The 22,097-nt window shown below is 68.8% G+C and carries 17 protein-coding genes; 11 read left to right on the forward strand and 6 right to left on the reverse strand.

Going from position 1 to position 22,097, the window contains the following annotated elements; all coding sequences use genetic code 11:
- From AU195_RS15610 to AU195_RS15640, 7 genes are all read left to right on the forward strand, one after another.
- Positions 1–1,826: prolipoprotein diacylglyceryl transferase family protein (locus AU195_RS15610; protein WP_059159972.1), on the forward strand; the 1,826-nt coding region annotated here is incomplete at its 5' end.
- Between the two features lie 131 nt (positions 1,827–1,957).
- Complete coding sequence (locus tag AU195_RS15615) at positions 1,958–2,365, forward strand: NINE protein (protein WP_059159973.1); 408 nt, start codon at positions 1,958–1,960, stop codon at positions 2,363–2,365.
- Positions 2,355–2,768: a DUF2752 domain-containing protein gene (locus AU195_RS15620; protein ID WP_059159974.1), complete on the forward strand. Its 414-nt coding sequence runs from the start codon at positions 2,355–2,357 to the stop codon at positions 2,766–2,768. Before AU195_RS15615 ends, AU195_RS15620 begins: the two co-directional genes overlap by 11 nt.
- A gap of 83 nt (positions 2,769–2,851) precedes the next feature.
- On the forward strand, positions 2,852–7,408 hold the full coding sequence (gltB, locus tag AU195_RS15625) for a glutamate synthase large subunit (protein ID WP_059159975.1): 4,557 nt from the start codon (positions 2,852–2,854) through the stop codon (positions 7,406–7,408).
- A complete protein-coding gene (locus tag AU195_RS15630; RefSeq protein ID WP_059159976.1) occupies positions 7,401–8,909 on the forward strand; it encodes a glutamate synthase subunit beta in 1,509 nt (502 codons plus the stop codon). The genes gltB and AU195_RS15630 overlap by 8 nt, the downstream gene beginning before the upstream one ends.
- 27 nt (positions 8,910–8,936) lie before the next feature.
- Positions 8,937–10,355 carry a pyruvate kinase gene (gene pyk / locus AU195_RS15635; RefSeq protein ID WP_059159977.1) on the forward strand — a complete coding sequence of 473 codons (1,419 nt, stop codon included), beginning with the start codon at positions 8,937–8,939 and terminating at the stop codon, positions 10,353–10,355.
- A gap of 11 nt (positions 10,356–10,366) precedes the next feature.
- Complete coding sequence (locus AU195_RS15640) at positions 10,367–11,230, forward strand: acyl-CoA thioesterase II (protein WP_059159978.1); 864 nt, start codon at positions 10,367–10,369, stop codon at positions 11,228–11,230.
- On the opposite strand, the gene AU195_RS15645 is transcribed toward AU195_RS15640, so the two are convergent.
- From AU195_RS15645 to AU195_RS15670, 6 genes are all read right to left on the reverse strand, one after another.
- On the reverse strand, positions 11,227–11,838 hold the full coding sequence (locus AU195_RS15645) for a DUF4190 domain-containing protein (protein ID WP_059159979.1): 612 nt from the start codon (positions 11,836–11,838) through the stop codon (positions 11,227–11,229). The genes AU195_RS15640 and AU195_RS15645 overlap by 4 nt on opposite strands.
- A gap of 11 nt (positions 11,839–11,849) precedes the next feature.
- On the reverse strand, positions 11,850–13,370 hold the full coding sequence (locus AU195_RS15650; protein WP_059159980.1) for an ATP-binding cassette domain-containing protein: 1,521 nt from the start codon (positions 13,368–13,370) through the stop codon (positions 11,850–11,852).
- The gene (gene cydD / locus AU195_RS15655; protein ID WP_059159981.1) at positions 13,357–14,922 is read right to left on the reverse strand and encodes a thiol reductant ABC exporter subunit CydD; all 1,566 of its coding nucleotides are present in this window, start codon (positions 14,920–14,922) and stop codon (positions 13,357–13,359) included. The genes AU195_RS15650 and cydD overlap by 14 nt, the downstream gene beginning before the upstream one ends.
- A 23-nt stretch (positions 14,923–14,945) precedes the next feature.
- Positions 14,946–15,998, reverse strand: a complete 1,053-nt coding sequence (gene cydB, locus AU195_RS15660; RefSeq protein ID WP_059159982.1) for a cytochrome d ubiquinol oxidase subunit II — start codon at positions 15,996–15,998, stop codon at positions 14,946–14,948.
- A 14-nt stretch (positions 15,999–16,012) separates the two neighbouring features.
- Positions 16,013–17,482: a cytochrome ubiquinol oxidase subunit I gene (locus AU195_RS15665; RefSeq protein WP_059159983.1), complete on the reverse strand. Its 1,470-nt coding sequence runs from the start codon at positions 17,480–17,482 to the stop codon at positions 16,013–16,015.
- 95 nt (positions 17,483–17,577) lie between these two features.
- Complete coding sequence (locus AU195_RS15670; protein ID WP_059159984.1) at positions 17,578–18,162, reverse strand: HdeD family acid-resistance protein; 585 nt, start codon at positions 18,160–18,162, stop codon at positions 17,578–17,580.
- Positions 18,163–18,313: 151 nt separating this feature from the next.
- On the opposite strand from AU195_RS15670, the gene AU195_RS15675 reads away from it, so the two are divergent.
- From AU195_RS15675 to macS, 4 genes are read left to right on the forward strand one after another with little or no spacing between them, the layout of a single operon-like run.
- Positions 18,314–19,249 (forward strand): ABC transporter substrate-binding protein, encoded by a 936-nt coding sequence (locus tag AU195_RS15675; RefSeq protein ID WP_059160013.1) that lies wholly within the window; start codon positions 18,314–18,316, stop codon positions 19,247–19,249.
- An 18-nt stretch (positions 19,250–19,267) separates the two neighbouring features.
- Positions 19,268–20,191 (forward strand): amino acid ABC transporter permease, encoded by a 924-nt coding sequence (locus AU195_RS15680; RefSeq protein ID WP_059159985.1) that lies wholly within the window; start codon positions 19,268–19,270, stop codon positions 20,189–20,191.
- A gap of 5 nt (positions 20,192–20,196) precedes the next feature.
- Positions 20,197–20,949, forward strand: coding sequence for an amino acid ABC transporter ATP-binding protein (locus AU195_RS15685; protein WP_059160014.1), 753 nt, complete (start codon positions 20,197–20,199; stop codon positions 20,947–20,949).
- Positions 20,950–22,095 carry a MacS family sensor histidine kinase gene (gene macS / locus AU195_RS15690; protein ID WP_059159986.1) on the forward strand — a complete coding sequence of 382 codons (1,146 nt, stop codon included), beginning with the start codon at positions 20,950–20,952 and terminating at the stop codon, positions 22,093–22,095.
- Positions 22,096–22,097 lie beyond the last annotated feature (2 nt).

Genomic DNA, 22,097 nt, shown 5'->3' on the forward strand with positions numbered 1-22,097 from the left:
CGCTGGGCATCTGGGGTGCGGTGGCCCTCGGTGGGGTGGGGGCGTGGATCGCCTGCCGCCGTCGCGGCATCCCGCTGCCCGCGTTCGGCGACGCCATCGCGCCGGGCATCATCTTGGCGCAGGCGATCGGCCGGCTCGGCAACTACTTCAACCAGGAGCTCTACGGGCGCGCGACGACCGTGCCGTGGGGTCTGGAGATCTATGAACGGGTCGACGCCAGCGGAGCGCGCAACGACCTGATCGGGGTGTCGACGGGTCGCGTCATCGAGGTCGTGCATCCCACGTTCCTCTACGAACTGCTGTGGAACCTGCTGGTGTTCGCGGTGCTGATCTGGGCGGACCGGCGGTTCAAGCTGGGACACGGCCGGTTGTTCGCGCTGTACGTCGCGGGCTACTGCCTCGGCCGGTTCTGGATCGAGCTGCTCCGCAGTGACCTGGCCACCGAGCTGGCGGGCATCCGCGTCAACTCGTTCACGTCGATGTTCGTGTTCATCGGGGCGGTGGTGTACCTGATGGCGGCTCCGCGTGGGCGAGAGGATCCCGCCACGCTGCGTCCGGCTGCAGAGGAAGACGTCGAGGTGCACACGAGTTCACCAGATGACTTCCAGAGCGACGGCACCGAGCCCGCAGACACCGAACGAGACGACGCCGAGACCGAGGAACTCCTCAAGGGACTTGTCGCCACTGTCGCGGTGACCACCGGTGTGGGGGCGGCGGCCAAGATCGCAGGTGACGCCGAAGACGAGGACGCTGCACAAGAGGACGCCGAGGACACGCCGGTGCCCGTGGCCGAGGCGGACGCGGTGGCGGAGGATGGCGAGCCGGCGCCGTCGACGGTTGGTGCCGTCGAGGGTGAGGACGCGGTCGCGGCGGAGGAGTCCGCTGAAGAGGCACATGAGGCCGCGGTCGAGCGCGCCGAGGAGGCCGAGGCCGTCGCCGAGGAGGTCGCCGCTGAGGACACGACCCCCGAGACGCCCGCCGAAGCGCCGAGTGTGAAACCTCCGCGATTCTTGGGCCGATTTTTCGCAAGAGGTTCACACTCGGCGAAGCCGGAGCCGGTGGCCGAGGCTGAGGCGTTGGCGGAGGATGTCGAGTCGGCGCCGTCGGAGGACATCGCTGAGGCGGTGGCGTTTGCGGAGGCGGGTGAGGCCGCCGATCGTGAGCCGTTGACGACGGTTGGCGCGGTTGAGGGTGAGGACGCGGTCGCGGCGGAGGAGTCTGCGGAAGAGGCGCATGAGGCTGCGGTCGAGCGCGCCGAGGAGGCGGAGGCGGTCGCCGATGAGGTGACTGCTGAGGAGACGGCGGAGCCGGTCGCCGAGGCTGACGTGAACGAAGTCACGAGCGAAGACCAAGCAGAGCCCGAAGAAGACCTCGAGGCGGCAGTGGAACGCGCCGACGAGGCGGAGGCCGTCGCCGAAGAGATCGCCGTCGCCGACGCCGCGGGTGAGTTCGCCGACGACGAGCCCGTCGAAGGCCGAGACGCCGAAGCAGTCGCCGGCGAAGTCGGCGCGGCCGAAGCAGATGCGCTCGACACCGTGGACGCGCAGGATCAAACCGCCCCCGCCGAACCGATCGTCGAGGACGAAGACCTGGCTGCGAGCGTGCAAGATGCACCCGGCGAGGACGTCGCCGACACCGACGAGGACGTCGCGGACACCGGCGAGGACGTCGCCGACACCGACGAGGACAGCGCCGACACGGGTGAGGAACCGCTGGAACCCGGTGAGGACGCCCCGGCCGATGAGTCCGCGTACCAGATCATCACGGCGCCCGAACCGGGACAGGAGCGTCGCCGCTGGTGGCGTCGCCGCCAGCGCCGAACGTGAGCTCACAGCGACATCCGGACCCCTTTTTCGCAACCACTGCACACTCGGCGCAGCGCCGAGCGGTGCACGAGTGAGATTGGCGACGTAAGAAGGCTCCCGCACACTGTCGGCGCTTCTGGCATGCTGATCACATGACCGATCCCTCGCAGTTCGGTAACACGCCCGACGGCCCGCCGCCACCGCCGGGAGGCTACTCACCGTCGTATCCGCCTCCGGGCAACTACCCGCCGCCGCCGGGCAATTACCCACCGCCCTATTACGACCCTTCCGCGCCGTACGGCAGGCATCCGATGACCGGGGAGCCGTACTCGGACAAGTCGAAAGTCGTCGCGGGCCTGCTCCAACTCGTGGGCCTGCTCGGAATCGTCGGTATCGGACGGATGTACCTCGGCCAGGTCGGCCTGGGTGTCGCCCAGTTGGTGGTCGGGCTCGTCACCTGCGGTATCGGCGCGGTCATCTGGGGGATCGTCGACGCGGTCCTCATCTTCACCGACAAGGTCCGCGACCCGAACGGTCTCCCACTGCGCGATGGAACCTGACGCACCCGCACCGAGTCGCACGCCGCTCTACCTCACCATCGGCGCCGGCGCACTGTTCGCCGGGGCGCTGACCTACATCGGGATCGCCGACCCACACCGGCCGGGCTTTCTCGCGCCGCTCTGCCCGTTCAAGCACGTGACCGGGTGGGACTGCCCGGCGTGCGGGGGACTGCGGATGACCCACGACCTCTTGCACGGTGACGTCGCCGCAGCGGTGGCCGACAACGTCTTCCTCCTCGTCGGTCTCCCGTTGCTGGCCCTGTGGGTGCTCATCCGGCGCCGTCAGCACAGATCGGTCGTGCCCGTGGGCGCGATCGTCGCCATCGCAGTGGCCACCATCACCTGGACGGTGGTGCGCAACCTGCCCGGGTTTCCGCTGGTCCCGACATTGCTCGGCGGGTAGGCGCTCACCTGCGCTGATACACTGGCACTTCGGGCCGCCGCAGTCCCGGCAACGATTTTCCGGAACTGCGGAGGTGCAATTCGATGCTCTACTCGGCTACCCCCGGCGCACAGGGACTCTACGATCCTGAGCACGAGAAGGACTCGTGCGGCGTCGCCATGATCGCCGACATCCAGGGCCGACGGTCGCACTCCATCGTCGCCGACGGTCTGGTCGCCCTGGAACACCTCGACCACCGCGGCGCAGCAGGCGCCGAGACCAACAGCGGCGACGGCGCAGGCATCCTGCTGCAGCTGCCGGTCGAACTCTTCGCCGAGGTCGTGCACTTCGACCTCCCGCGGCCCACGGCCGAGGGCTGCAACACCTTCGCGGCCGGCACCTGCTTCCTGCCGCAGGACCCGGCGGCGCGCGCCGAAGCGACCCAGCGCGTGGAGGCGCTCGCCGCCGAGGAGAACCTCGAGGTGCTCGGGTGGCGCCCGGTTCCCGTGGACCCCGAAGGCGCCGACGTCGGGCAGACCGCGCTCGGCTGCATGCCGTACATGGCCCAGTTGTTCGTCGCCGCACCGGAAGTCGACGGTGTCCGCCCCGGCGGGATCGAACTCGACCGGCGGGTGTACCCGCTGCGTAAACGCGCGGAGAGGTCCGCCGAGGTCTACTTCCCCTCCCTGTCCAGCCGCACCATCGCCTACAAGGGCATGCTCACCACGGTGCAGTTGCCGCTGTACTTCAGCGACCTGCGCGACCCGCGGTGCACCAGCGCCATCGCGATCGTGCACAGTCGCTTCTCCACCAACACCTTCCCGTCGTGGCCGCTGGCACACCCGTTCCGGTTCGTCGCCCACAACGGCGAGATCAACACCGTGCGCGGCAACCGCAACCGCATGCACGCCCGCGAGGCGATGCTGGCCAGCGCAGACATCCCGGGAGACCTGAGCCGGCTGTCCCCGATCTGCACGGCGGACGCGTCGGACTCGGCCAGTTTCGACGAGGTCCTCGAACTGCTCCACCTCGGTGGCCGCAGCCTGCCGCACGCGGTGCTGATGATGATCCCCGAGGCGTGGGAGAACAACGCGTCGATGGACGCCGACGAGCGCGCCTTCTGGCAGTTCCACGCCTCGCTGATGGAGCCGTGGGACGGTCCGGCCTGCGTCACCTTCACCGACGGCACCCTGGTCGGAGCGGTGTTGGACCGCAACGGTTTACGGCCCGGCCGCTGGTGGCGGACCATCGACGACAGGATCATCCTCGCCAGCGAGAGCGGTGTGCTCGACGTGCCGCCCGACCGCATCGTCGCCAGGGGCCGCCTGCAGCCCGGCAAGATGCTGCTCATCGACACGGCGGCTGGCCGCATCGTCGGCGACGACGAGATCAAGCTCGAACTGTCGAAGGCCGAGGCCTACGGCGAGTGGCTGCACGCCGGACTGCTCGAACTCGGCACGCTCCCGGACCGCGTGCGCGTGCAGCCCAATCACGAATCCGTGGTCCGCCGCCAGATCGCCTTCGGCTACACAGAGGAGGAATTGCGGATCCTCCTCACGCCGATGGCGGCATCCGGCGCGGAACCTCTGGGGTCGATGGGCACCGACACCCCGACGGCGGTCCTGTCCGAACGGTCCCGGCCGCTCTACGACTACTTCGTCGAGCTCTTCGCCCAGGTCACCAACCCGCCGCTGGATGCGATCCGGGAGGAAGTGGTGACCAGCATGGCCCGGATCATGGGACCGGAGCAGAACCTGCTCGAGCCGACGGCGGCATCCTGCAGGCAGATCCTGCTGAAGTGGCCGGTGCTCGACAACGACGAACTCGGCAAGATCGTCCACATCAACGACGACGGCGAGCATCCGGGCCTGCGCGCGACGGTCCTCAAAGCGCTCTACGAGGTCGAGCGCGGCGGGGAGGGGCTGGCCGAAGCCCTCGACGATCTGCGCACCCGTGCCAGTGATGCCATCGCGAACGGCGCTCGTACCCTGGTCATCTCGGACCGCGACTCCGACCACACCCGCGCACCGATCCCGTCGCTGCTCGCGGTGTCCGCGGTGCACCACCACCTCGTGCGCACCAAGCAGCGCACCGCGGTGGCGTTGGTGGTGGAGTCCGGTGACGCCCGCGAGGTGCACCACGTCGCGATGCTCATCGGATTCGGCGCCGCCGCGGTCAACCCCTACCTCGCCTTCGAATCCATCGAGGACCTCATCCGTGAAGGCGAGCTCACCGGTATCGACACCGCGGCCGCCGTGCGCAACTACCTCAAGGCGCTCGGCAAGGGGGTGACGAAGGTGATGAGCAAGATGGGTATCTCCACGGTCGCCTCGTACACCGCCGCGCAGGCGTTCGAGGCCGTCGGCATCGACCGCGACGTCATCGACGAGTACTTCACCGGGACGCCGACCCAGCTCGGGGGCATCGGCCTCGACGTCATCGCCGAGGAGGTCAAGCTCCGGCACCGGCGTGCCTATCCGGAGAACCCGACCGAACGTGTGCACCGCCGGCTCGAGGTCGGCGGGGAGTACGCGTTCCGCCGCGAGGGTGAACTCCATCTGTTCACCCCGGAAGTCGTCTTCCTGCTGCAACATTCGACACGCACCGGCCGCCAGGACGTCTTCCGGCAGTACTCCGAGGAGGTCGACCGGCTGTCCCGCGACGGCGGCACCCTGCGCGGGCTCTTCGAGTTCAAGACGGGTAGTCGCCCGCCGGTGCCGCTCGACGAGGTGGAGCCGGCGAGCGAGATCGTCAAGCGATTCAACACCGGGGCGATGAGCTACGGCTCGATCAGCGCCGAGGCGCACGAGACCATGGCGATCGCGATGAACAATCTCGGTGGGCGGTCCAACTCCGGTGAGGGCGGCGAGGATGTCGACCGGCTCTACGATCCGCGGCGGCGCAGCGCGGTCAAACAGGTCGCCAGCGGCCGGTTCGGCGTGACCAGCGACTACCTCGTCAACGCCACCGACATCCAGATCAAGATGGCGCAGGGCGCCAAACCCGGTGAGGGCGGCCAGCTTCCGGGTTACAAGGTGTACCCGAACATCGCGAAGACCCGGCACTCCACACCGGGGGTGGGCCTGATCTCCCCGCCGCCGCACCACGACATCTACTCGATCGAAGACCTGGCTCAACTCATCCACGACCTGAAGAACGCCAACGACCGGGCCCGCATCCACGTCAAGCTGGTCAGCAGCGTCGGTGTGGGCACCGTCGCGGCGGGGGTGTCCAAGGCGCACGCCGACGTGGTGCTGATCTCCGGACACGACGGCGGCACCGGCGCCGCCCCGTTGACCAGCCTCAAGCACGCCGGTGCGCCCTGGGAGATCGGCCTGGCCGACGCGCAGCAGACGCTGGTGCTCAACGGACTTCGCGATCGCATCACCGTGCAGTGCGACGGCGGCATGCGGACCGCCCGCGACGTGATGGTCGCGATGCTGCTGGGCGCCGAGGAGTTCGGGTTCGCGACGGCCCCGCTGGTGGTGGCGGGGTGCATCATGATGCGGGTCTGTCACCTCGACACGTGCCCGGTCGGCGTCGCCACCCAGAACCCCGAACTGCGGGCACGGTTCAACGGCAAACCGGAGTTCGTGGAGAACTTCTTCCGCTTCATCGCCGAGGACATCCGCCGCCACCTCGCCGAACTGGGCTTCCGCAGCGTCGACGAGGCCGTCGGCCACGCCGAGATGCTCGACACCGCAACCGGGGTGGAGCACTGGAAGAGCAGGGGACTGGACCTCGCGCCGATCTTCGCCGTCCCGACCGACGCGCACAGCGGCACGACCCAGCGGCGCAAGCTCAAGGACCAGTACCACGCGCTGGACCGGGCGCTCGACCAGACCCTCATCCAGTTGTCCGAGGGCGCACTCGAAGACTCCCACCCGGTCACGCTGGAGCTGCCGATCCGCAACGTCAACCGCACGGTCGGGACCCTGCTCGGCGCCGAGGTGACCCGTCGCTACGGGGCGGCCGGGCTCCCCGACGACACCGTCCGCGTCAGCCTCACCGGGTCCGCGGGGCAGTCGATCGGCGCGTTCCTGCCGCCCGGCATCACGATCGAGCTGACCGGCGACGCCAACGACTATGTCGGCAAAGGACTCTCGGGCGGACGGATCATCGTCAAACCCGCCGACGACGTGTTGTTCCTGCCGGAGGACAACGTCATCGCCGGCAACACCCTGCTCTACGGAGCCACGTCGGGTGAGGTCTTCCTGCGTGGCAAGGTCGGAGAACGGTTCTGCGCCAGGAACTCCGGCGCGCTGGCGGTTGTCGAGGGCGTCGGTGACCACGCGTGCGAGTACATGACCGGCGGCCGGGTGGTGGTGCTCGGCAGGACCGGTCGCAACATGGCCGCCGGCATGTCGGGCGGCATCGCCTACGTGCTCGGCCTCGACCCGGCGAAGGTCAACACCGCCATGGTGGAGTTGCAGCGACTCGATCCGGAGGATCTGGTGTGGCTGCACGACGTCGTGGCCCGGCACGCGAGGAACACCGGGAGCACGGTGGCCACCTCGGTGCTCTCGGACTGGCCGCGGCGCAGCGCCCAGTTCACCAAAGTCCTGCCCACCGACTACCAGCGCGTCCTGGAGGCCACTCGGATGGCCAAGGCCGAGGGACGCGACGTCGACACCGCGATCATGGAGGCCAGCCGTGGCTGATCCCACCGGATTCCTCAAGGTGCCCAAGGTCGAGGCCGCCAAGCGGCCCGTCGACGAGCGGGTCGGCGACTGGCACGAGGTGTACGAACGTCAGAGCCTGCCCGAGCGCGCCGAGGAGGTGTCGCAGCAGGCGCGTCGCTGTATGGACTGTGGAATCCCGTTCTGCCACTCCGGTTCCGCCGGGTGCCCGCTGGGCAACCTGATACCCGAGTGGAACGATCTGGTGCGGCGCGGACGCTGGGACGCCGCCAGCGAACGCCTGCACGCCACGAACAACTTCCCGGAGTTCACCGGGCGGCTGTGCCCGGCGCCGTGCGAGGCGGCCTGTGTGCTCTCGATCGGCGAGGACCACACCGGCGGCAGCGTCACCATCAAACGCATCGAGAACACCATCGCCGACCAGGCGTGGACGCTGGGACTGGTCGATCCGCAACCGGCGTCGATCCGCACCGGTAAGCGCATCGCCGTCGTGGGCTCCGGGCCTGCGGGTCTGGCTGCGGCACAACAGCTCACCCGCGCCGGCCACGATGTCACGGTCTTCGAACGCGACGACCGTGTCGGCGGGCTCATGCGCTACGGCATCCCCGAGTACAAGCTGGAGAAGCGGACACTCGACCAGCGGTTGGCGCAGATGCGCGCGGAGGGCACCCGGTTCGTCACCGACTGCGAAGTGGGCGTCGACTTGACTGTGGAACAGCTCCGCGAACGCCACGACGCGGTGGTCCTGGCAGTCGGTGCGCTGCGCGCCAGGGACAACGATGTCGAGGGACGGGATCTCGAAGGCGTGCACCTGGCGATGGAGCACCTGGTGCCGGCCAACAAGGAGTGCGAGGGTGACGGCCCGTCATCGCTGTCGGCCCGCGACAAGCACGTGGTGATCATCGGCGGCGGAGACACCGGCGCGGACTGTCTCGGCACCGCGCACCGCCAGGGCGCGAAATCGGTCACCCAGCTCGACTACAACCCGGAACCACCCGAGATGCGCGACGACACCCGTACCCCGTGGCCGACGTGGCCGCTGGTGCTGCGGACGCGGCTGTCCCCGGCCCACGCCGAGGGCGGGCAGCGTCGCTACCAGGTCGCCGTGCAGCGCTTCCTCGGTGACGAGCGCGGCCACGTGCGGGGCATGGAGATCGCCGAGGTGAAGGTGGAACGTGACGCCGAGGGTCGCAGGCGGATCGTGCCCGTCGGGGACACGCTCGAGATCCCCTGCGACATGGCCCTGCTCGCCATCGGATTCGACGGCGTCGAGCACATGCCGCTGCTCGACGGGCTCGAGCTGCGCCTGAACAACCGCGGCGCGCTGCCCTGCGGCAGCGACTGGCAGACCGACGCGCCGGGGGTGTTCGTCTGCGGCGACGCCCACCGCGGTGCGTCGCTGATCGTGTGGGCGATCGCCGAAGGGCGCAGCGCCGCCCACGCGGTCGACGCGTACCTGATGGGCGAGTCCGACCTGCCCGCACCCGTGCGACCAGGCGCGCTGCCACTGGCCGTCGTCTGAATCGATCAACGACTACGATGAGTCAACGTGAATAGACGCGGGAAGATCGTCTGTACCCTCGGCCCGGCCACGGCCTCCGACGAGGCCGTCCGAAAGCTCGTCGAGGCCGGGATGGATGTCGCGCGGCTCAACTTCAGCCACGGCGACTACCCCGATCACGAAGCCAACTACAAGCGGGTCCGCGCGGCCTCCGACCACACCGGACGCGCCGTCGGCATACTCGCCGACCTGCAGGGCCCGAAGATCCGGCTCGGCCGGTTCGCCGACGGACCGACCGAATGGGCCGAGGGCGAGACCGTCCGGATCACCGTCGACGAAATCGACGGCACCCACGACCGCGTGTCCACCACCTACAAACGGCTGGCCGAGGACGCCACCCCCGGGGACCGGGTGCTGGTCGACGACGGCAACGTCGCACTGGTGGTCAACGCCATCGAGGGCAACGACGTCGTCTGCGAGGTCACCGAGGGCGGCCGCGTCAGCAACAACAAGGGGATGTCGCTGCCCGGGATGAACGTCTCGGCGCCTGCGCTGTCGGAGAAGGACATCGAGGACCTCGAGTTCGCGGTGCGGCTCGGGGTCGACCTGGTCGCGTTGTCGTTCGTGCGTTCGCCGGCCGACGTCGAACTCGTGCACGAGGTGATGGACCGCGTGGGGCGGCGGGTCCCCGTCATCGCCAAACTCGAGAAGCCCGAGGCGATCGACAACCTCGAGGCGATCGTGCTGGCGTTCGACGCGATCATGGTCGCCCGCGGCGATCTGGGTGTCGAGCTCCCGCTCGAGGAGGTCCCGCTGGTCCAGAAGCGCGCCATCCAGATGGCCCGGGAGAACGCGAAGCCGGTCATCGTCGCCACGCAGATGCTGGAGTCGATGATCGAGAACTCCCGCCCCACCCGCGCGGAGGCCTCTGACGTCGCGAACGCGGTGCTCGACGGCGCGGACGCGGTCATGCTCTCGGGGGAGACCTCGGTCGGCAAGTATCCGCTCGAGGCCGTACGCACCATGGCGCGCATCATCACCGCGGTCGAGGAGAACTCCGTCGTCGTCCCGCCGTTGACCCATGTGCCGCGCACCAAGCGCGGCGTGATCTCCTACGCCGCCCGCGACATCGGGGAGCGGTTGGACGCCAAGGCGCTGGTCGCGTTCACGCAGTCCGGCGATACGGTGCGGCGCCTCGCGCGGCTGCACACGCCACTGCCGGTGCTCGCGTTCACCGCGCTGCCGGAGGTGCGCAGCCAGCTGGCGCTGACGTGGGGCACCGAGACGTTCATCGTGCCGCAGATCGGCACCACCGACGGCATGATCCGGCAGGTCGACAAGTCGCTGCTCGAACTGGGCCGCTACAAGCGGGGCGATCTGGTGGTCATCGTCGCGGGCGCGCCGCCGGGCACAGTAGGCTCCACGAATCTGATCCACGTGCACCGGATCGGGGAGGACGACGTCTAGAGGGGGCGATCTTGTCGGCAGCGGATTTCGAAGAGCTGCTGGCGGTTCTCGACCTCCGACGCGTCGACGAGGACACCTTCCTCGGATCGCACCCGAGTAAGAACCCGGTCCGCACGTTCGGCGGGCAGATGATGGCCCAGGCGTTCGTGGCGGCCAGTCGCACCGTCGATCACCGGATCTCGCCCAGCGCGCTGTCGGTGCATTTCATCGCCGGCGGCGACCCGGCCAGGGATCTCGAGTTCCGGGTGACGCGGTTGCGTGACGAACGGCGGTTCGCCAACCGCCGGGTCGACGTGTGCCAGGGTGACGACCTGCTGACCACCGCGATGGTGTCGTACATGAACGGCGGGCGCGGACTCGAACACGGCGTCGCCGCGCCCGACGTCCCGGGACCCGACGAGTTGCCCGGGATCGGTGACCTGTTGCGCGGCTACGAGAAGACCGTGCCGCACTTCGTCGACGCACTGCGGCCCATCGAGTGGCGCTACACCAACGATCCGGCATGGGTGATGCGCGACAAGGGGGAACGCCTCGAACACAACCGAGTGTGGCTCAAGACCGAAGGCGCCATGCCCGACGATCCGGTGCTGCACAGCGCGGCGCTGGTCTACTCGTCGGACACCACCGTGCTGGACTCGATCATCACCACGCACGGTCTGTCGTGGGGGTTCGACCGCATCTTCGCCGCGACGATGAACCACTCGGTGTGGTTCCACCGGCAGGTGCGGTTCGACGAGTGGGTCCTCTACTCGACGTCCTCGCCGGCAGCCGCAGAATCACGCGGCCTGGGCACCGGACACTTCTTCGACCGGTCCGGCGCGCTGCTGGCGACAGTCGCGTCGGACGCGGTCGTGAAGTACTTCCCCGGCCGCTAACGCGAGGGCGTCAGCGTGACGCTGAACTGGTCTTCGATGTTGCGCTGGAACTGTTCCTGGCACTCCTGCTGCGCATCGACGTCGTTGCCGGCCTGCTGCAGGCATTCGAACAGATCGCCCGCGCCGACCTCCCTGGCGAACATGACCGTCATCGCGATCGCGGCGATCGACACCACGACGGCCAGCGCGCCCAGGACGATGCCGGCCATCGCCACACCACCGTTGGTCGCCTCACCGCGCTTGGCCCGGCCGCGGCCGAGGACGCCGAGGATCACCGCGACGACGCCGAGCAGGATCCCGCCGTAGACCGAGAGCAGACCGACGATCGCGACGATCAAGGAGGCGATGCCGAGGCCGTTCTTCGGTGCGGTCTGCATCGGGTAGCCGCCCGGGTAACCGCCTGGATAACCGCCGCCGTAGGAGCCCTGCGGCGGTGGGGGATAGCCGCCGGGGTAGGCGCCGTACTGGTACGGCTGTTGCGGCGGGTATGGCTGCTGCTGTTGCGGATACCCCTGCTGCGGTGGGTAGGCCTGCTGCTGTGCCGGATCAGGTTGGGGTGGCGGCGGCGGTGCCGACGGCGACTGTTCGGGCTTGTCCGACTCGGTCATGTGTGCTGACGTTACCCGCTGACGGCCAGATTCAGGCGTAGACAGGCAACGTCGTCGTCGGGTAGGTGGTGGGTGGCCACGACGACGGTGCGGTCGGCCGGGAAAAGCCCACCGGGAGTGAGCAGTTCGACGAGCAGTCGCGCGGCGTCGTCCGCGTCGAGGTGTTCGGTCGGCTCGTCGAGCAGCACGACGGGAAACGACGAGAGAAGTGCGCGCGCGAGCAGCAGGCGTCGGCGCTGGCCGGCCGAGACCGCGGCCGCGCCGCCGACCAGAACGGTGGACAGCCCGTCGGGCAGGTCGTCGAGCCACGTCAGCAGGCCGACCTTCGCGAGCGCGGACCGCAGTTCCCCGTCGGTGGCGTCCCCGCGAGCGACCAGCAGGTTGTCCCGCACGGTGGTCGAGAACAGGTGCGCATCCTCGGCGAAAAACGCGCGGGCACCGGTGAAGTCGTCGGACTGCTCGGCCATCGCCATCAACAGCGTGGTCTTCCCCGAACCGCTCGGTCCGGTGACGGCCACGCGGTCGCCTCTGTGCAGGGGTATGGGCGACACGGCGGGCCTGCGCCGGTCGCCGGGCGCGGGATCGGTCAGTTCGGACAACCGCCGGGCCGCGATGCGCGAGCGGGTGAGTTGCACCGCCGCGGCGGGCAGTGCCGTGGTCGCCTCGAACGCGGACAGCGGAAGCAACATCAGGATTGCCACCGTCGTCGGCGCCACCGATCCGGCGAGTGCGATACCCGCGACGGCGGCGCCGAGCACACTGACGCCCATGGCCGCACCGGGGACGGCGGCGGCCAGGGCCGCGGGGGCCGCTGCGCGGTCGGCGGCCTCACCCCAGTCGTGTTGACGGCGTTGCGCTTCGGCGACGACACCGGCCAGCCGGCCGCTGACCCTCAGCTCGGCGGCGTGGTCGAGGGCGAGCATCGCCGCGACGTCGCGATCCGCGTGGTGGGTCACCGCGGCGTTCTCGGCCGCGGCGACCGCGCGCGCGGCCAGAAGGGGTGCGGCGACGCCGGCGACGAGCAGGCAGGCCGCCAGCAGGGCCGCGGACCCCGGCGAGATGACCGCCAGCAGGCCGACCGCGGCCACCGACAGCACCGCGGCCACCGCGATCGGCACCACCGCCCGCACGAGGACGTCGGCGAGATCGTCGACCGACGCCCCGATGCGGGCGCCGGGCTGACCGCCGGCCAGCCGCATCGAGACCTCCTGGGGTGCCGCGGCGAGCGTGCGGTACAGCCCCGTCCTGGCATGACCGGCCGCGCGCAACGCGGTGTCGTGGACGGCGAGCCGCTGGCAGTAACCGAGGACACCGCGCGAGATGCCCAGGGCACGCACCGCGACGGCGGCAACGCTCAGATCGAGTACCGGCGGCATCTGCCAGGCGCGGGTGATCAGCCACGCGGCGATGGCGGCCAGGGCCAGGGCGCTGCCCAGCGAGAGCACACCCAGGCCGATTGCGAGCGCCAGTCGTCCCACCCGGGGTCGCAGGAGGTCCACGGTCAAGCGCAGCAGGGGATCAGTGGTCGACAAGGACCTCAGCTCCCATCCTGACGACCCGGTCACCGACCGCCAGCACGCTGTCACGGTGTCCGACCACGATCGCCGTTGCGCCGGCCCGCGCCCGCGCCGCGATCGCCGCGAGGACGCGGGCTTCCAGCGCCGCGTCGAGGTGGGCGGTCGGCTCGTCGAGCAGGAGCACCGCGGCGTCGGAGCCGAAGACCCTCGCCAGGCCAAGCCGCTGACGTTGGCCGAGTGACAGGCCGACCCCGTCGCGGCCCAGTACGGTGTCGAGGCCCTCGGGCAGGCCCGCCAGAACCTCGTCGAATCCGCTTTCACGGCAGGCGCTCTCGACATCGTTCAACGGCCCGAACAGGTCGAGGTTGTCGCGGACGGTGCCGGGGACGAGCACCGGCCGGTGCGGCAGCCAGGCGATCTGCTCCCACCATGCGGGCAGGTCGAGTTCGGTGACGTCGACACCGGCGACGGTCACCCTGCCCGACAGCGGCGCGCCTAGCCCGAGGATGGCCTGCAGGGTCGTGGATTTGCCGCAGCCGTTCGGGCCGGTCAGCACCGTCACCCGTCCGGGCAGCAGATCGGACGTCAGGCCGTCCACGTGGATCACTGCACCGCGTCCCGTCACGGTCCCGGTGCCCGACGGTGTGACGGTTCCCAACTCGATCAGCGTGAAAGCTCGTTCGGCGGCGGTCTTTCCGTCCTGGGCGGCGTGGAACTCGACGCCGACGCGGCGCAGCGGCCAGAACACCTCGGGGGCGAGCAGCAGGGCGGCCAGACCGGCGAACAGCGTCATGTCGCCGAACACCAACCGCAGCCCGACGCTCACCGCGACCAGCGCGACACCGAGCGTCGCCAGCAGCTCGAGGACGAAGGCGGACAGGAACGCCACCCGCAGCGTCGCCATCGCCGAGCGGCGGTGGGCGGCGGACAGTTCGGCGATGCGCTGCGCGGATCCGCCCGCACGGCCGAGCGCGGCCAGGGTGGGGATGCCGGCGACGAGGTCGAGCAGCCGGGACTGCAGTGTCGTCATCGCCGCCAGCGCTGCTGCCGACCGGTCACGGGTCACCAGGCCGATCAGGACCATGAAGATCGGGATCAGCGGCAACGCGATGAGCACGATGACCGCCGACCGCCAGTCGACGACGAGGATGGCGAAAACCGCTGCGGGAGTGAGTATCCCGGCGAGGAACACGGCGGGCAGGTATCCGGTGAAGAACGGCCGCAGACCGTCGAGACCTCGGCTGACCACCGTCGCCGCATCGTCGCGCGCCGCGGCCAGCTGCCGCGGCGACATCGCGGTCACGGTTCGGAGCACCTGTGCGGAGAGGTCGGCGATCACCGCGGTGGCGCCCCGTTGCGACAGCCGGCCCTGCAGCCATTGGGCCAGAAACCGCACCGTCCACAGTCCGGCGAGCAGCACGAGCATCGGCGCCCACGCCGCCAGAGTCCGGGACGCCGGGTCGGTGACCACCCCGGCCACCACACGGGCCAGCACCACCGCCGAGGCGATGGTCGCGGCGCTGATCACCACACCGCAGAGCACCGATGCGGCCAGGAAGCGCCGCATCGCCGGTGAACTGCGCCAGAGGTTCAGCTCGACCGCCTCCGCAGACCGATCGGTTCGGGGATGCGTTCGGCGGAGATCCGCTTGCTGAACACCCAGTACGTCCACGCCTGGTACGCGACCACCAACGGGGCGAAGATGAGCGCCGCCCAGCTCATGATCTTCAACGTGTACGGCGACGAGGAGGCGTTGTCGATGGTCAGGCTCCAGGCTGGGTCGAGCGTCGAGGGGATCAGCTGGGGATAGAGCGAGCCGAACAGCAGCACGACGACGGCGGCCACGACCACCGCGGTGTAGGTGAAGGCCCAGCCTTCCCCGCTGCGACTCCAGACGCGGATCACCGCGGCCAGTTGGGCGACGACGGCGACGCCGAGCACCCACCACGTCCAGCTCTTGCCGTAGGCCAGTTGGGTCCACAGACCGAACCCGGCGACCAGCACGGTGACGGGCAGAGCCAGCACACCGGCGAACCGCAACGCGTCATCCCGCACGGCGCCTTCGGTTTTCAGCGCGGTGAAGACCGCGCCGTGCAGGAGGAACAGCCCGCAGGTGGCCGACCCGCCGAGCAGGGTGTACGCGTTGAGCAGGTCACCGACGGACAGGTGGACCTGCTTGTCGGCGTCGACGGGCAGCCCGCGCACCAGCGCGGCGAACGCCACACCCCACAGCACGGCGGGCAGCCACGACCCCGTGGCGATACCGATGTCGGCCCACCGGCGCCAGTCCGAATCGTCGATCTTGCCGCGCCATTCGATGGCCACCACCCGCAGGATCATCGCGAACAGGATGACCAGCAGCGGCAGGTACAGCCCGGAGAACATGCTGGCGTACATGTCGGGGAACGCGGCGAACATCGCCCCGCCCGCGGTGATGAGCCACACCTCGTTGCCGTCCCACACCGGGCCGATGGTGTTGAGGGCGGTGCGCCGGTGCACTTCGACGGCCTCGGGTCCGCGGTCGCGCGCGGCGCGGCCGAAGAAGCCCATCAGCATCCCGACGCCGAAGTCGAAACCCTCGAGCACGAAGAAGCCGAGGAACAGCACCGCCAGGAGGATGAACCAGAGTTCCTGAAGTCCCATTGTCGTCGACCCCCTCAGTACGCGAAGGACAGCGGTGCGACCTCGTCGTCACCGGGTGGACTGGGGGGCGTGGGTTCGGAGTCGTGTTCCTGGGGCCCCTCGGCGACGTATCGCTTGAGCAGCCAGAACCAGATGACCGCGAGCACGCCGTACACCAGCGTGAGGGTGGCCAGTGAGGTGATCACCATCCCGATCGAATGCCCGGACACGCCCTGGTCCACGGTGAGCCGGACGCTGAGGTCGCCGTCGAGGTTGGGCACCACGACCCACGGTTGACGGCCCATCTCGGTGAAGATCCAGCCGGCGCTGTTGGCCAGGAACGGAGTCGGAAGGGTCACCAGCGCGAAGCGGGACAGCCAGGGCTGATGGGCAACGCGGCCGCGGCGGGTCAGCCACAGCGCGGCCATCGCGAAGAGGACGGGTACGGCGAGGAAGCCGATCATCGCGCGGAACGACCAGTAGGTGACGAACAGGTTGGGCCGGTAGTCGCCCGGCCCGAACTGCTGCTCGTACTGCTCCTGAAGATCTTTGACGCCGTCGAGGTGGACGCCACTGAACTCGCCCTCGGCGAGGAACGGCAGCACGTAGGGCACCTCGATGAGGTGTGTGACGCTGTCGCAGTTGTTGTGCGTGCCGACGGTCAGGACCGAGAATGCGGGGTCGGTGGCGCTGTGGCACAACGATTCTGCCGATGCCATCTTCATGGGCTGCTGTTCGAACATCAGCTTGCCCTGGACGTCACCGGTGTAGAACAGCGCGCCGGCGGAGACGATCGCGACCAGGCAGCCGAGGATGGTGGCCGGCCGGTAGAGCGCGGCGGCCGTGTGCTTCTCGGCAGGCGTCCCTCCCTCGCGGTGCGCCTTGACCATCCACCAGGCGCACACGCACGCGACGAACGTGCCCGCCGTCAGGAACGACCCCGCCACGGCGTGGCTGAACGCGGCGATCGCGGTGTTGTTGGTGAACAGCGCGACGATGCTGGTCAATTCGGCACGCCCGGTCTCCGGGTTGAACTGTGCGCCCACGGGGTGCTGCATGAACGAGTTCGCCGCGATGATGAAGAACGCCGACATGTTGACCGCGATCGCGACGATCCAGATGCACGCCAGGTGGACCAGGCGGGGCAGGCGCGTCCAGCCGAAGATCCACAGGCCGATGAAGGTGGATTCGAAGAAGAAGGCGGCGAGCCCCTCCATCGCCAGCGGCGCGCCGAAGACGTCACCGACGAAGCGGGAGTACTCGCTCCAGTTCATGCCGAACTGGAATTCCTGGACGATGCCGGTCGCGACGCCGATCGCGAAGTTGATCAGGAACAGCTTGCCGAAGAAGCGGGTGAGGCGATACCACGTCGGATTGCCGGTGGCGACCCACACGGTCTGCATCACCGCGATCAGCGGCGCGAGACCGATGGTCAGCGGAACGAAGATGAAGTGGTAGACGGTGGTGATACCGAATTGCCACCGTGACACGTCCAATGCGTCCATCTGACCAACCCTCGCGATTACTCAACGTATCTACGACGAAGTGTAGTAGCCGCGCGGGGTCACGGAGCAGGGACTTTGGTCCCTTCTTGGGTGCGTTACGTCACGTTGTCCGCGCGTGGCGAAGCGGCGACGCCCGCCGACTCCCTGCGGATCCGGATACCGGCGACGACCTCGACGATGCCGATGACGACGAGGATGACGCCGGTCACCTGGGTGAGGGCGACCAGACCCTCGAGCGGCGCCACGAACATGATGATGCCGGCGATCACGCTGATGACGCCGACGATGATCTCCCAGATGCGGCCCGGCAGTGACTGGTCGCTGAACGCCGACATCGCGGTGGCGACGCCGCGGAAGATGAAGCCGACGCCGATCCAGATCGCCAGCAGGTCGATCGAGTTGGACAGGTTGATGAAGCACAGCACGGCGAGCACCAGGGCGGCGGCGCCGCTGATGAACAGCAGCGCGCGCCCGCCGAACGACGAGCGGACGCTGAAGGCCAGGACGACCTGCGCGATACCGGTCACGAGGAGGTAGGCGCCGAAGAAGATGGCGGTCACCAGGATGGCCGCGCCCGGACGGATGAAGATGAGGACGCCGAGCAGCACGGCCAGGAGACCCGAGACCACGGTGTAGATCCACAGGTGCCGCAACATGGTTGGGGCAGCGGTAGTTTCCATGCGCGCAGTGTGGCACAGCGTCGGGCACAGGGCTGACGATTTGGCGGTACGCCTGTGGCTTCGGTGCCAGGTCGTTAATGTTCCGTTACCGGAAGTGCGTGCCGCGACCGCGATGGTTAACGTCGTCGGCTTGGAGACCGGGAACGGCCCGATGCAAGAGAAAGAGGCAACAGTGTCACGATGCCAGATCCGTACGGGAAAGATGTGGCGCATCGCAGCGATTCTTGCCGTCAGCGGCGCGATGGCGTTGTCGGGATGTGCGCAGAACACCGACACCACCGGTCCGGCGGAGGAGACGACGGCGGCGAGTGCGGAGAAGGTCGACGAGATCGCCAACACGCTGCCGCAGCCGATCAAGGACCGCGGTTCGCTCATCGTCGGCGTCAACGTGCCCTACGCCCCGAACGAGTTCAAGGACCCCAGCGGCAAGATCGTCGGCTTCGACGTCGACCTGATGAACGCGATCGCCTCCACGCTGGGCGTGACGGCCGACTACCGCGAATCGGACTTCGAGAAGATCATCCCGTCCATTCAGGGCGGCACCTACGACGTCGGGATGTCGTCGTTCACCGACACCAAGGAGCGCGAGGAGTCGGTGGACTTCGTGACGTACTTCTCGGCCGGTATCCAGTGGGCGCAGAAGGCGGGCGGCGGCATCGATCCCGCGAACGCCTGCGGTAAGCGGGTCGCCGTTCAGTCGACGACCATCGAGGAGACCGAGGAACTGCCTGCCAAGAGCAAGGCCTGCACCGACGCCGGCAAGCCGGCCATCGAGATCGTGAAGTTCGACGAGCAGGACGCGGTGGCCAACGCCGTGGTGCTCGGACAGGCCGATGCGATGTCGGCGGATTCGCCGGTCACCGCATACGCCGTCAAGCAGAGCAACGGCAAGCTCGAGACGGCCGGTGACATCTTCGACGCGGCGCCTTACGGGTGGCCCGTCGCCAAGGGATCGCCGCTGGGCCAGTCGCTGCAGCAGGCGCTCGAGCACCTCATCGAATCCGGCGCTTACGAACAGATCGCGAAGAACTGGGGTGTCGAGGACGGGATGATCGACAAGCCGGTGATCAACGGCGCGATCAGCTAGCGGAGCCGACCCGACACGATGACCGATGCCGATTCGTCGCCGCGCGCCGACCCCGCTCCCATCGATGCCGTACCGCTGCGACATCCGTGGCGGTGGGTGGCGGCGGTCGTCATCGTCATCCTCGTAAGCCTGTTCCTGTACGGAGCGGCGACCAACGAGGCGTACGGATGGTCGACGTACAGCAAGTACCTGTTCGACCAACGCATCTCCGAGGCCGCGTGGAACACCCTGCAGCTGACCATCTTCTCGATGGTGCTCGCGCTGGTGCTCGGCGTGATCCTGGCCGTGATGCGGCTGTCCCCGAATCCGGTGTTCAAATCCGTTGCCTGGGTGTACCTGTGGATCTTCCGCGGCACACCGGTGTACGTGCAGTTGGTCTTCTGGGGCCTCTTCCCGACGCTGTACCAGAACATCCGGATCGGCGTCCCGTTCGGGCCGTCGTTCTTCGAGATGAATCTGCAGGGTCTGTCGATCAGCTTCACGCTGGCGATCATCGGCCTCGGTCTCAACGAGGCCGCCTACATGGCCGAGATCATCAGGGCCGGAATCAGTTCGGTGCCGGAGGGGCAGTCCGAAGCGTCGACGGCGCTGGGCATGTCGTGGGCGATGACGATGCGGCGCACGGTGCTGCCGCAGGCGATGCGCGTCATCATCCCGCCGACCGGGAACGAGATCATCAGCATGCTCAAGACCACGTCGCTGGTGACGGCCGTGCCCTACAGTCTCGAGCTCTACGGTCGGGCCCGCGACATCGCCGGGGTCATCTTCCAGCCCATCCCGCTACTGATGGTCGCCGCCACCTGGTACCTCGCGATCACCAGCGTGCTGATGGTCGGCCAGTACTACCTCGAGCGCTACTTCTCCCGGGGGGCGTCGCGGAAGCTGACCACCAAGCAGCTCGAGGCGCTCGCGAAGGCGCAGAGAGTGGGTGAACACCCGTGACGCCGATGGTCAAGGCGGAGGGCGTCTGCAAGAACTTCGGTGCGCTGCAGGTGCTTCGGGGAGTGACGCTGGAGGTCGAGCGGGGCGAGGTGCTGTGCATCGTCGGGCCGTCCGGATCCGGGAAGTCGACGTTCCTGCGCTGTATCAACCACTTGGAGCACGTCAACGCGGGACGCCTCTACGTCGACGGCGAGTTGGTCGGCTACCGGGAACGCGGCGGCAGGCTGCACGAGCTCAAACCCCGTGAGGCGGCGAAGCAGCGCCGTGACGTCGGCATGGTCTTCCAGCACTTCAACCTGTTCCCGCACCGCACCGCGCTGGGCAACATCGTCGAGGCGCCGCTGCACGTCAAACGGGTCAAGAAGCAGGACGCCGAGGCGCGGGCGAAGGATCTGCTCGAACTGGTCGGGCTGGCGGACAAGGCCACCGCCTATCCCGCGCAGCTGTCGGGCGGTCAGCAGCAACGCGTCGCGATCGCACGGGCGCTGGCGATGAATCCGAAACTCATGCTCTTCGACGAGCCGACGTCGGCGCTCGACCCGGAACTGGTCGGTGAGGTGCTGGGCGTGATGAAGAAGTTGGCGTCGGAGGGTATGACGATGCTCGTGGTCACCCACGAGATGGGGTTCGCACGCGAGGTCGCCGACAAGCTCGTGTTCATGGACGGCGGGGTGATCGTCGAGTCGGGGAACCCGCGCGAGATGATGGCCAACCCGCGGGAAGAACGCACGAAGGCCTTCCTGTCCAAGGTGATGTAGATGTCCCAGCGGGTGGACCCCGCGACCCCGTTGTGGCGGGCGGCGCAGGTGTTCCGGCTGCTGAGCTGGCTCTACGCGCTGGGCTTCCAGCTCGCGGTCAACGACGACCTCGACCGCCGTGTGCTCGCGTGGACGCTGTTCGCCGCGCTGACCGCCTGGAGCATCGCCTGCGCCGTCGCCTATCTGCGGGGTTTCGGGCGCACACCGCTCTGGGTCGCCGCGGAGGTCGGCGTCGTGGCAGCGCTGATGTTGTCGACCGAGCTGGTGGCCGACGACCAGTGGGTGGCCGACAACCAGTCCTGGCCGACGACGCTGTGGGCCACCAACGCCGTGATCTCGGCGGCGATCCTGCGCGGACCCGTGGCCGGCATGGCCACCGGCCTCGTGGTGATGGCGGCCTACGCCCTGCTCAAGGGTCACGTCAGCATCAACGTGTTCCGCAACGCCACGATCGTCATCGAACTCGCGGTCGGGCTGGTGGTGGGAATGGCCGCCCAGACCGCGCGCCGTGCGCACGCCGAACTCGAACGCGCCACCCGGCTGGCCGCCGCCCTCGAAGAACGCGAGCGGCTCTCCCGTCACGTCCACGACGGGGCCATCCAGGTGCTGGCGCTCGTCGCGCGGCGCGGCAAGGAGATCGGCGGTCCGACCGCGCAACTGGCCGAACTGGCAGGCGAACAGGAACGTGCGCTCCGACGTCTGGTCAGCGACGGCGACACCGCCGACGCGGTCGGTGCGCAGACGGACATCGGGGCGGTGCTGCGCCGTCGCGCGTCCGACCGGGTTTCGGTGAGCCTGCCACCCGACCCGGTCGTGCTCGACTCCGACGTCGCGGCCGAACTCTGTGCGGCGGCGGGGAACGCGCTCGACAACGTGGCCGCCCACGCCGGGCCGAACGCCCGGGCCTTCGTGCTGGTGGAGGATCTGGGTGACGCGGTGACGGTGAGTGTGCGGGACGACGGGGTGGGCATCCCCGCGGGCCGCCTGGCCGAAGCCGCCGCCGAGGGAAGGATGGGTGTGGCCAAATCGATTGTCGCGCGGATGAATTCGTTGGGTGGTGTGGCCGAGTTGTACACCGAACCGGGTCGCGGGACGGAATGGGAGCTGACGGTGCCCCGTCAACGCGGGAACGGTGGCCGTGGCTGACC

It is taken from the genome of Mycobacterium sp. IS-1496, from assembly GCF_001499995.1.
Lineage (GTDB): Bacteria > Actinomycetota > Actinomycetes > Mycobacteriales > Mycobacteriaceae > Mycobacterium.

Coding starts and splice junctions, on each gene's coding strand:
- AU195_RS15615 (WP_059159973.1), top strand. CDS start 1,958: ATGACCGATCCCTCGCAGTTCGGTAACACGCCCGACGGCCCGCCGCCA.
- AU195_RS15620 (WP_059159974.1), top strand. CDS start 2,355: ATGGAACCTGACGCACCCGCACCGAGTCGCACGCCGCTCTACCTCACC.
- gltB (WP_059159975.1), top strand. CDS start 2,852: ATGCTCTACTCGGCTACCCCCGGCGCACAGGGACTCTACGATCCTGAG.
- AU195_RS15645 (WP_059159979.1), bottom strand. CDS start 11,838: ATGACCGAGTCGGACAAGCCCGAACAGTCGCCGTCGGCACCGCCGCCG.
- cydD (WP_059159981.1), bottom strand. CDS start 14,922: ATGCGGCGCTTCCTGGCCGCATCGGTGCTCTGCGGTGTGGTGATCAGC.
- cydB (WP_059159982.1), bottom strand. CDS start 15,998: ATGGGACTTCAGGAACTCTGGTTCATCCTCCTGGCGGTGCTGTTCCTC.
- AU195_RS15665 (WP_059159983.1), bottom strand. CDS start 17,482: ATGGACGCATTGGACGTGTCACGGTGGCAATTCGGTATCACCACCGTC.
- AU195_RS15670 (WP_059159984.1), bottom strand. CDS start 18,162: ATGGAAACTACCGCTGCCCCAACCATGTTGCGGCACCTGTGGATCTAC.
- AU195_RS15675 (WP_059160013.1), top strand. CDS start 18,314: ATGCAAGAGAAAGAGGCAACAGTGTCACGATGCCAGATCCGTACGGGA.
- AU195_RS15680 (WP_059159985.1), top strand. CDS start 19,268: ATGACCGATGCCGATTCGTCGCCGCGCGCCGACCCCGCTCCCATCGAT.
- AU195_RS15685 (WP_059160014.1), top strand. CDS start 20,197: ATGGTCAAGGCGGAGGGCGTCTGCAAGAACTTCGGTGCGCTGCAGGTG.
- macS (WP_059159986.1), top strand. CDS start 20,950: ATGTCCCAGCGGGTGGACCCCGCGACCCCGTTGTGGCGGGCGGCGCAG.